General features: G+C 61.9%; 6 protein-coding genes. 2 read left to right on the top strand and 4 right to left on the bottom strand.

From position 1 onward, the window contains the following. Positions 1-258: 258 nt before the first annotated feature. A complete protein-coding gene (dibA, locus tag BM300_RS27690) occupies positions 259-2166 on the bottom strand; it encodes a phosphodiesterase DibA (protein WP_092150258.1) in 1908 nt (635 codons plus the stop codon). A gap of 146 nt (positions 2167-2312) precedes the next feature. On the opposite strand from dibA, the gene desA reads away from it, so the two are divergent. Both desA and BM300_RS27680 read left to right on the top strand, forming a co-directional pair. Continuing rightward, on the top strand, positions 2313-3497 hold the full coding sequence (gene desA / locus BM300_RS27685; RefSeq protein WP_072347251.1) for a delta-9 fatty acid desaturase DesA: 1185 nt from the start codon (positions 2313-2315) through the stop codon (positions 3495-3497). A 296-nt stretch (positions 3498-3793) separates the two neighbouring features. Beyond that, a complete protein-coding gene (locus BM300_RS27680; RefSeq protein WP_057450587.1) occupies positions 3794-4783 on the top strand; it encodes a GGDEF domain-containing protein in 990 nt (329 codons plus the stop codon). 266 nt (positions 4784-5049) lie between these two features. On the opposite strand, the gene BM300_RS27675 is transcribed toward BM300_RS27680, so the two are convergent. The 3 genes from BM300_RS27675 to gabD all read right to left on the bottom strand — a co-directional run bounded on the left by BM300_RS27675 (position 5050) and on the right by gabD (position 9299). Further along, positions 5050-6267 carry an HDOD domain-containing protein gene (locus BM300_RS27675; protein WP_063323508.1) on the bottom strand — a complete coding sequence of 406 codons (1218 nt, stop codon included), beginning with the start codon at positions 6265-6267 and terminating at the stop codon, positions 5050-5052. 138 nt (positions 6268-6405) lie between these two features. Continuing rightward, entirely contained in the window at positions 6406-7683 is a 1278-nt protein-coding gene (gene gabT / locus BM300_RS27670; protein ID WP_092150261.1) for a 4-aminobutyrate--2-oxoglutarate transaminase, read from the bottom strand. A 173-nt stretch (positions 7684-7856) separates the two neighbouring features. Next, complete coding sequence (gene gabD, locus BM300_RS27665) at positions 7857-9299, bottom strand: NADP-dependent succinate-semialdehyde dehydrogenase (protein WP_092464537.1); 1443 nt, start codon at positions 9297-9299, stop codon at positions 7857-7859. Positions 9300-9433 lie beyond the last annotated feature (134 nt).

Raw genomic sequence — 9433 nt, 5'->3', positions numbered from 1 at the left:
TAGCCGCGCTGGGCCATGGATGGCCCTTCGCGGCGGCCCACGGAGCAATGCCGGAGAGAGGGCATGCCGAGCCTAGGCGAGGCACCGAGTGGTGGGGCAAAAGCGTTTTGCTTACTTTTGACTGGGCCGGCTTCCGGGCTTCTCAAAAGTGAGCCGCCGTCAGGGCGGAACCCTAAGTGGCCGTTACCGCAGAAATGGATATGTACCCGATCACAAAATCCTGGCCAGCTGTCTGGCCGCCATCAATACCACCGACGATCAAGCAATAACCGGCGCCCGCCCCCAATCCAACTGCGCCGCCGCCACGGGCCGGCCAAACCAGTAACCCTGCCCCAGCTCACACGCCTGTCCAAGCAAAAATGCCGCCTGCTCACGCTGCTCGATGCCCTCGGCATGCACCTGCATGCCCATGCTGTGGGCCAGGGCGATGATCACCCGGACGATCGCCGCGTCATCCTCATCCCACGGTAACCCCGCGACAAAACCCTGATCGATCTTCAGCTTCTGCACCGGCAAACGCTTAAGCCGCAGCAACGACGAATAGCCCGTGCCGAAATCGTCGATAGCCAAGCGCACGCCCAGCTCCCGCAGGCGATGCATCTGCTCCAGCGCCACCTCCGGGTCATCCATCACCGCGCTTTCCGTCACTTCCAGCTCCAGGCAACCCGGATCCAGGCCCGTGTCGTGCAACACCTGCGCGACCTGGTCATACAACTCGCGACGCGCAAACAACCGACTCGATACGTTGACGGCGACAAACGACAGCGCCACGCCGGCCTGCTGCCACTGGCACATTTGCCGGCAGGCCTGGTCCATGACCCAGGCATCGACCTGGGCAATCAGGCCGGTACGTTCAGCAATGGGAATGAACTCGGCCGGCGACACCAATCCACGCGTGGGATGCTCCCATCGCACCAGCGCCTCGACACCGATCAGACGACTGGTCGCCAAGTCGTGGACCGGCTGGTAGTGAACGCGCAACTCCTGTTGCTGCAGCGCGCGCCGCAATTCGAAGGCAATCTCGACCCGCTGCTGGGCGTGGGCGGTGAGTTCTTCGGTGTACAAGGCGTAGCCGTCGCGTCCGGCGCTCTTGGCCTTGAACAACGCCGAATCGGCATTGCGCAGCAGCTGCCCGGCGCTCAGGGCATCGCCGGGAAACAGGCTGATACCGATGCTGGCATTGATGAACAATGCATGGTCATCGAACCGCAGGGGCTCTTTCAAGGCGTCCAGGATGCGCCGGGCCAGCGCCGCTGCCTGGCCTGGCTGCGAGCAGTTTTCCACCAGCACCGCAAATTCGTCGCCCCCCAGCCGGGCCAGGGTCACGCCCGGCGCAAAAAGCCCGCGAAACCGCTCGGCCACGCCTTTGAGCAACTCATCGCCTACGTTGTGACCCAGGCTGTCATTGATGTTCTTGAAGTGATCCAGGTCCAGCAGCAACAGGGCACAGCCACGCTTGTGCAACTGCGCCGACGCCAGGGCCTGCTCGGTACGATCGGAAAACAGCAGGCGGTTGGGCAAGCCGGTCAGCGGGTCGTGATGGGCCAGGTAGGCCAGTTCGTGCTCGGAATCCTTGATGGCACTGATGTCAGAAAACACCGCGACATAATGGCTGACCTCGCCGCTGTCGTCGCGAATGACGCGGATCGTCTGCCATTGCGGGTAGATCTCACCGCTTTTACGCCGATTCCAGATCTCGCCGCTCCACTCCCCCTGGCTGTCCAGGGAGGTAAACATGTCGCGATAGAAATCCGTCCCATGACGACCGGACTTGAACAGGCTGGGGCGCTGGCCCAGCACTTCATCCCGCACATAACCGGTGATCGCCATGAAGGCCCGGTTCACGTGCACAATCAAGCCGTTGCGGTCGGTCACCAACACCCCTTCGCGGGTGCAATCGAAGACGGCGGCAGCCTGGCGCAGACGCTCGCGATCGGCACCGTGCTCACCCTTGGCGAAAAATCGCGAGATCCGCGCCCGCGCCAAGAAGATCAACCCGGCGCTGAGCAGGACCCAGGCATAGCCGTTGATCAGCAGCCAGCGTTGTCTGTCAGCGAATTGATCGAAGAAACTGCTCAATAAATAACCAATCAGCTGCAGCCAGACGACTGACAACACGAGGTAAAGCAGCGCTACGCGCATGGCACTGCGTTGATAAGCAGGCATTCGGCCATCCATGTCCCTACAGAGAGGTGGGGATTATAGAGGAAGAAACATTCAGCCACTCTTATCTGAAAGGCCGACTGGTTTTATCTGTAGGGCCGGTGATAATGCAACGGCTGTTTCTATCTTTATCGAGGGCCCTACAGCCTATGTGGTACGAAGGTTTTCTTGGCTTGTCGGCCTGGTCACTGGTGGCAGTCACCCTGCTGATGACCCACGTCACGATCATTGCCGTCACGGTCTACCTGCACCGTTATTCGGCGCACCGCTCCCTGGAGCTCAATGCCGGCCTCAAACATTTCTTCCGCTTCTGGCTGTGGCTGACCACGGCACAGAACACCCGTGAGTGGACCGCCATCCACCGCAAGCACCACGCCAAATGCGAAACCGAGGATGACCCTCACAGTCCGGTCATCAAGGGCTTGTCCACCGTGCTGCGCAAAGGCGCCGAGCTGTATCGCGCCGAGGCGGAAAACCCGGAAACCCTGCGCATCTACGGCAAGAACTGCCCCGACGACTGGATCGAGCGCAACCTCTACAGCCGCTTCCCGCTGCTGGGCGTGGCGATCATGGGCATCATCGACCTGCTGTTGTTCGGTACCATCGGCATCACTATCTGGGCCATCCAGATGATGTGGATCCCCGTCTGGGCCGCTGGCGTGGTCAATGGCCTGGGCCATGCCGTGGGCTACCGCAACTTCGAATGCCGCGACGCGGCGACCAACCTGGTGCCCTGGGGCATCCTGATCGGCGGCGAAGAACTGCACAACAACCACCACACATACCCCAACTCGGCCAAGCTGTCGGTACGCAAATGGGAGTTCGACCTGGGCTGGGCCTGGATACGGGTGTTCAGTATCCTGCGCCTGGCCAAGGTCCAGCGGGTTGCGCCGATCGCCCACCGGGTCGAAGGCAAGGGCCACTTGGACATGGACACGGCCATGGCGATTCTCAACAACCGTTTCCAGATCATGGCGCAGTACCGCCGGCTGGTCATCGCGCCACTGGTGAAGCAGGAACTGGAAAAGGTCGATCACTCGGTGCGTCACCAGTTCCACAGGGCCAAACGCCTGCTGTCGCGGGAAACCAGCCTGCTGGACGAGCGTCACCACGTGCGCATCCAGAACATGCTCGAACACAGCCAGGCGCTGAAGGTGATCTACGAGAAACGCCTGGCCTTGCAGCAGATCTGGGTCAAGACCAGCAGCAACGGCCACGACATGCTCGCCGCCATCAAGGAATGGGTCCACGAGGCCGAGGCTAGCGGCATCCAGTCCCTGCGCGAGTTTGCCGACCAACTCAAGACCTACTCGCTACGGCCTGCCACGGCCTGACCAGGCAACGCCAGCACTGTGGACAAGGGCTTTTTTGTGGCGAGGGAGCTTGCTCCCGCTGGGCTGCGCAGCAGCCCTCTCTTTCTTGTGAGCGCTTCGCGCTCAAGCGGGAGCAAGCTCCCTCGCCACAGGTCCAACACTTGGCACCTGACTCGCTAAATCCCCACGCCCTTCGTCGCCTGAAAAGGAACTTCGCCCCAAATCTCCTATCTCAAAGAGCACTTCGCCATCCAGGCGGGTTTTGGAGAAAGCGCGTGCGAACCAATAGCAGTGCATGCTCTTTGAGATTTGTGCCGATGGTCGACAAGAACCTACAGGATTACTCCCTACCTCATTGGCCCGAGGCAGCCCAGACGCTCATGGCGCTGATGCATGCCCAGGGCGAAGTGGCGCGCCTGAGCGAGCGTGAGCAGCTGTTCAGCTCGTTGCTGGTCAGCGTCAATGCCGTGCTGTGGGCGTTCAACTGGGAAACCCGGCAGGTGCTGTATGTCAGCCCCGCCTACGAACGGATCTTCGGCCGCCCCGCCGGCCTGGTCCTGGCTGACTTCAACGAATGGCGCGACGCCATTTACCCCGACGACCTGGAGTACGCCGAGCGCAGCCTGGCCGAGGTTTTGGTCAAAGGCGCCGTCGAAGACCGTGAATACCGCATCATTGCCGGCAACGGCCAAATCCGCTGGCTGAGCGACAAATGCTTCATCAACCGCAAGGCCGAGCCAGGGCAACCGGTGATTGTGGTAGGCATTGCCGAAGACATCACCGAAAAGAAGCTGCTGGAAAGCGAACTGCAGCGCCTGGCGACCACCGACGTGCTGACCCAAAGCAGCAATCGTCGGCATTTCTTCGAATGCGCCCACCGCGAGTTCGAGCAGGCACGGCTACAAGGTATGCCCATGGCGTTCCTGTTGCTGGACATCGATGACTTCAAGGTGATCAACGACACCTACGGCCATCAGGAAGGCGATACCGTGTTGCAGAGAATCGCCGAAAGCGGGCGGTCCGTGCTCCGGCGCGGTGACCTGTTCGGGCGGATCGGCGGCGAAGAGTTCGCCGCGGTGTTCCCCGGCTGCCCCCCGGACATGGCGCTGCAAGTGGCCGAGCGGTTGCAACGGGAAATCCAGCGCCTGATGTTCCGCTGCGGTGAACAGAGTTTCGGCATTACCGTCAGCCAGGGCCTGACCGGCATTACCCCCGAAGACCAGTCCCTCGACAGCCTGTTCGCCCGCGCCGACGCAGCCATGTACGAAGCCAAGCGCAAAGGGAAGAACCGCATCATCGCGGCTTGACGCCAATCGCAGTGCTGTTGAGCCCAGTCATGCCGCTCCCACAGCTCTGGTTTCGAGGCGGATGCGAAATTCCGAGCCACCGACAATCCCCTGTGGCGAGGGAGCTTGCTCCCGCTCGGCTGCGCAGCAGTCGCAAACCGAACAACGCGTTCTGCCTGTAAGCATGCTGAGGGCCTGCTGCGCAGGCCAGCGGGAGCAAGCTCCCTCGCCACAGGTTCTGGCCTGTCTGGACTGTCACCATTGCGAGCAAGAATGAGTTGGCGGTCCTACTTGCGGCGCAACCGTGTCAACTCCGGCAAGCCGATCTTCAGCAACCGCGCCGTGCGGCCACGGGCCAGTTCTTCAAGGCCCTCATGCGCGGGCAGATGCGCCATCTGCGCTGCCATGTTCATCACCAAGGCTTCACGGGAATACACCCCGCCCCCCAAGTTATAGACCGCCGCGATCAACTCCCGCAGCTCCAACGGCAGACGCCAGCGGGCACGTAACGCCGAGCCGAAACTGGCGCCGAACATGTCCAGCGAGTCGCCGACTTCCTCCGGCTCGTCCAGCTCGCCACCGGCCTGTTTCCACTCTTCCAGGCAGCGCAGCAACGCCAGGTCGCCCAGGCGATGCAACAAGCCGGCGCAATAGCAGCGCTCCTGCTCCAGGTCCAGCAAGCGCGCCATCGTCCGGGCATATTCGGCCGTGTGCAGCGACAGCTCCCAGTAACGCTCGGCATAGTCCGCCAGGCATGGGACGCTGAGCCGGGCGCAGCGTTTGAGGGTCAGGGCGAGGATCAGGTTCATGCTTGGTCCGGAACCAAGCTGGTGCAGCGCCTGGGCCACCGTCTGCACCGGGCCACCGCCCTGATGCTGGGCAGCGCTGTTGGCCGCCGCGATCAGCACGGCGGTGATTTGCGGGTCGGTGCGGATTTCTTCTTCGAGCAGTTTCAGGTCCAGGCCGCCGGGGTTGAGGCTGCGCTTGACCGCCACTTGCACATCGGTCATCAAGGGCGCGCCCTCGGACAGGTCACGCCGACGTTCCAGGAAGGTGAGCAAGGTCAACGCCGGCCCCGGAACCGGCGCATCGTTGGAAGTTTCTTCACCGCCGTTCACTAACAACCCCTGCAAACGCTGGGTCAGGTTGTCCCGGTTCAAGGGTTTGGTCAGATACGCGGTCGGCGCCAGCGGCAAGACCTCGCGCACGCTGGCGCTGTCATTGCGCCGACTCATCAGGATGAACGGCAACGGCGGCGTGCGATGCTGCTGGCGAAGGCCACGCAGAATCGCCAGGCCATCAACCCCCGGCAGCTCCCAATCGGCGATCACCAGGTCGTAGGAATGCTTCGCCAGCAAATCCAAAGCCTCTTTGCCGTCGCCACAAGTGTCCACCCTGGCATCGCAGCGCACACCCGACAACACCTGCTCAAGCAGCTCACGGGACGCCGGATCGGCCTCGGCGATCAACACACGGGGTACAGCGGGTAAATCCACAGCAGTCATGCAGCATGCTCCCTTGCCATACTTGCACCTTAGACGTTGGTGGCCGTTCCAGACAGCTCAAAATCCACCGGATAGCTTCGCCAATATGAAAAAACCCGCCAGAAGGCGGGTTTTTGTGGATCAGCGCACAACCGTCACTCAGAGTTCGGAGAAGCACTCTTCAAGGATTGCCAGGCCTTTTTCCAGTTGCTCGTCCGGAGCGGTCAGCGGCACCAGCACCCGCAGAACGTTGCCGTAGGTGCCGCAGGACAGCAGGATCAGACCCTTGTCACGCGCCTTGGCCACGACTTGGGCTACCGCTGCCGCGTTCGGCTTGTGGGAGTCGCCGTTTTCGAACAGTTCCACGGCGATCATCGCGCCCAGGGCTCGCACGTCACCAATGACCGGGTACTTCTTCTGGATCGCCTTGAGGCCGGCTACCAGACGCTCGCCCACAGCCTTGCAGCGATCCAGCAGGTGTTCTTCTTCGAACACTTCCATCACCGCCAGCGCCGCCGCACAGGCGATCGGGCTACCGGCGTAGGTGCCGCCCAGGCCACCCGGCGCGATGGCATCCATGTACTCGGCCTTGCCGCACACACCGGCCAACGGGAAGCCGCCAGCGATGGATTTGGCGAAGGTGGTCAGGTCGGCGGCAACGCCCATCTGCTCCATGGCGAAGAAGGTGCCGGTACGGCCGGCACCGGTCTGCACTTCGTCAGCGATCAGCAGGATGCCGTGCTGGTCGCACAAAGCGCGCAGGCGCTGCATGAATTCCTTGGGTGCTACATAGAAACCACCTTCGCCCTGTACCGGCTCGATGATGATTGCCGCGATGTCACGCGGTTCGGCGTCGTTCTTGAAGATGCGCTCGATGCTGGCGATGGAGTCGTCGATGCTCACACCGTGCAGTTCGTTCGGGTACAGCGCGCGGAAGATGCCGCCGGGCATCAGGCCCATGCCGGCCGAGTACGGCACGACTTTACCGGTCAGGCCCAGGGTCATCATGGTGCGACCGTGGTAAGCGCCGGTGAAGGCGATCACACCGGCACGGCCTGTGGCGGCACGGGCGATTTTCACGGCGTTTTCCACCGCTTCCGAACCGGTGGTCACCAGCAGGGTTTTCTTGGCGAAATCGCCCGGCACCTTGGCGTTGATTTTTTCACACAGTTCCACGTACGGCTCGTAGGCCAGGACCTGGAAGCAGGTGTGGGTCAGCTTGTTCAGCTGTTCGGTCACGGCGGCGATGATTTTCGGGTGCACGTGACCGGTGTTCAGCACGGCGATGCCGCCGGCGAAGTCGATGAACTCACGACCTTCAACGTCGGTCACCGTGGCGTTCTTCGCCGACTCGGCAAAGATCGGGTGAATCTGCCCAACACCGCGTGGAACAGCGGCGGTACGGCGGGCCATCAGGTCTGCGTTGGTCTTGCTCATTAAAATGTCCTCATTCGCCGCTCATCGGTCGGCGTGGCTCAAGGAATACATGGCGGGGAGGCAACTGCGACAGCATGCGATGATCGACTGCCGCAGCGTTCCGGCCACAAGAAACAGAACGGGTGAAACACGCAAAGGGACAGCGCTCTCGTGCCCTTTGCGCTTGAAGCGGATCAGATACCCAGGCAGAGGTATTTGATTTCCAGGTAATCCTCGATGCCGTACTTGGATCCTTCACGGCCCAGGCCCGAAGCCTTGATGCCGCCAAACGGCGCGACTTCGTTGGAGATCAAACCGGTATTGACGCCGACCATGCCGTATTCCAGGGCTTCGGCCACACGGAACACACGGCCCAGGTCACGGGCATAGAAGTACGAGGCCAGGCCGAACTCGGTGTCGTTGGACATCGCGATCACTTCGGCTTCGTCTTTGAAGCGGAACAGCGGTGCCAGCGGGCCGAAGGTTTCTTCCTTGGCCACGGCGGCATTGCTCGGCACGTTGGTCAGGATGGTCGGCTCGAAGAAGTTGCCTTCCATCGCCTTGCCGCCCGACAGCACGGTCGCGCCTTTGCTGACCGCATCGGCAATGTGTTCTTGTACCTTGGCGACCGCTTTCTCGTCGATCAGGGGACCTGTGGTGGTGCCATCGTCCAGGCCGTTGCCGATCTTGAGCTTGGCGACCGCCGCCTTGAGTTTTTCCGCGAAGGCGTCGTACACCGAATCCTGGATGTACAGACGGTTGGCGCAGACGCAGGTCTGGCCGTTGTTGCGGTACTTGGAAATGATCGCGCCTTCGACGGCCTTATCCAGGTCGGCGTCGTCGAACACGATGAACGGCGCGTTGCCGCCTAGTTCCAGGGAGACTTTCTTGATGTCCTTGGCACATTCGGCCATCAACTGGCGACCGATCTCGGTCGAGCCGGTGAAGGACAGCTTACGCACGATCGGGTTGCTGGTCAGCTCGCCACCGATGTCGCCGGCGCTGCCGGTCACCACGCTCAACACGCCTTGCGGAATGCCGGCGCGGTGCGCCAGTTCCACCAGGGCCAGGGCCGAGAATGGGGTTTGCGAAGCCGGCTTGATGACCATGGTGCAACCGGCAGCCAGGGCCGGGCCGGCCTTGCGGGTGATCATCGCGGCGGGAAAGTTCCACGGGGTAATGGCCGCGGTCACACCAATCGGCTGCTTGATCACGATCAGGCGCTTGTCGGGCTGGTGGCCGGGAATCACGTCACCGTAGATGCGCTTGGCTTCTTCGGCGAACCATTCGATGAACGAGGCGGCGTAGACGATTTCGCCCTTGGCTTCGGCCAGTGGCTTGCCTTGTTCCAGGGTCATCAGGCGACCAAGGTCGTCCTGGTTTTCGATCAGCAATTCGTACCAGCGGCGCAGCTTGTTGGCGCGCTCCTTGGCGGTCAGTGCACGCCAGGCCGGCAGTGCCTTGTCGGCGGCTTCAATCGCCCGGCGGGTTTCGGCAGCGCCCATCTTCGGCACGGTGCCCAGCACTTCGCCCGTTGCCGGGTTGGTTACCTTGATCGTCTGACCATTGTCCGCATCGACCCAAGCGCCATCGATAAAGGCTTGCTGGCGGAACAACTGGGTGTCTTTAAGCTGCATGTCGGCTTTCCTTAACAGCACCGCGCGCACGCGGAGCGAATTAGATTTGTAGAAAAGGCGCCTCGGGGGCTGCCGTCAGGGAAATCATTCACCGGGCTGAAGCACAGAAATAACGCACAAAAGCACAGACGTGC

Source organism: Pseudomonas sp. NFACC46-3 (assembly GCF_900114515.1).
GTDB lineage: Bacteria > Pseudomonadota > Gammaproteobacteria > Pseudomonadales > Pseudomonadaceae > Aquipseudomonas > Aquipseudomonas fluorescens_Q.
Note: the sequence above shows the minus strand (reverse complement) of the source record. Positions and strands in the feature narration are given on the sequence as shown.